Source organism: Paucibacter sp. XJ19-41 (assembly GCF_028462495.1).
Classification (GTDB): Bacteria; Pseudomonadota; Gammaproteobacteria; order Burkholderiales; family Burkholderiaceae_C; genus Roseateles_E.
Window position 1 is genome coordinate 1 of sequence record NZ_JAQOWX010000260.1, and the last position, 1,555, is coordinate 1,555.

Genomic DNA, 1,555 nt, shown 5'->3' on the forward strand with positions numbered 1-1,555 from the left:
GGCGCGCTGGTGGTCGGGGCCGCGCCCGGCTCGGGGGCGGCAGCGGCCGGCAGCGGCAGCGCGATGAAGAAGGTCGAGCCTCGGCCGGGCTCGCTGTCCAGCCAGATGCGCCCGCCCATCATCTGCACCAGGCTGCGGCTGATCGACAGCCCCAGGCCGGTGCCGCCGAAAAAGCGCGTGACGCTGCCATCGGCCTGCGAGAAGGGCTGGAAGATCAGCTCGTGCTTGCTCGGCGCGATACCGATGCCGGTGTCGCGCACCGCGATCACCAGCTGGCCGTCGGGCTCGCGTCTAGCGCTGAGCTTGATGCCGCCCTCGCGGGTGAACTTGATCGCATTGCCGATCAGGTTCAGCAGCACCTGGGCCAGGCGCTTGGCATCGCCCTGCACCCAGCCCTCGGCGCTGGCATCGAAGTCCAGCTCCAGCGTCAGGCCCTGGGCGGCGGCGCGGTGCTGCATCATCGCCAGCGTCTGCTCGACCCGCGCGCGCAGGCTGAAGCGACCGGCCTCCTGGGTCAGGCGGCCGGCCTCGATCTTGGAGATGTCCAGCAGGTCGTTGATCAGCTCGAACAAGGCCTGGCCCGAGGATCGGAACACGTCGACATAGCGGCGCTGCTCGGGGTTGAGCTCGGTCTTGGCCAGCAGCTCGGCCATGCCCAGCACCGCATTCATCGGGGTGCGGATCTCGTGGCTGACATTGGCCAGGAACTGGCTCTTGGCCTGGTTGGCCGCCTCGGCGACCTGGCGCTCGTATTGCAGGCGCTGGTTCAGCACCTGCTCCCAGCGCAGCTGGGCCAGGCCGGTCAGCGCCAGGCCCAGGCCGAGCACGGTCAGCGGCCCCAGCAGAGGGGTCAGGACTTGCCGCTCCAGCGACAAGGCCGCCGCAGCTGCCAGCAGCACCAGCACGCCGGCTGCGGCCAACGCGTGGCGGCCCAGCAGCGGCTTGCCGCGCCAGGCGGTCCACAAGGCCGGCAGCGTGGCCAGCAGCCAGAGCAGGCCCTGCCAGGGCAGCGGCGCGGGCCGCAGCCAGGCCTCGGGCCGCGCCATCGCCGCATAGCTGGCGGCCAGCAGCTGGGTGCCCGAGAGCTGGCCCTGCGGTGTCAGCACCGCGTCGGCGAAGAAGGCACTGCTGCCGATGAAGACGCTGCGCCCCCGCAGGCGCTGGCGCAGCGCGGCATCGTCGCGCTCGCCCAGCGCCGCCTGCATCNGCTGGCGGCCAGCAGCTGGGTGCCCGAGAGCTGGCCCTGCGGTGTCAGCACCGCGTCGGCGAAGAAGGCACTGCTGCCGATGAAGACGCTGCGCCCCCGCAGGCGCTGGCGCAGCGCGGCATCGTCGCGCTCGCCCAGCGCCGCCTGCATCAGCTCGGTCCAGCCGAGCCGGGGCAGGGCGTCGGGCCGCGCCGGCAGGCGCAGGCGCAGGCGGCCCTGCTCGTCCAGTGTCCAGCTCAGCGCGCCGACGCTCAGGCGCCGCTGCGCCGCGTCCAGCTGCCAGTGCTCGCTGCCCTGCTGGCGCAGATGGGCGGCCAGCGGCAGCGAGGGCAGCAGCCGGCCCTGGGC

1 protein-coding gene is annotated in these 1,555 nt (G+C 73.0%); it reads right to left on the reverse strand.

Going from position 1 to position 1,555, the window contains the following annotated elements:
• A partial coding sequence (locus PO768_RS28800; protein ID WP_272648792.1) for an ATP-binding protein occupies positions 1 to 1,205 on the reverse strand: 1,205 nt, incomplete at its 3' end.
• Positions 1,206 to 1,555 lie beyond the last annotated feature (350 nt).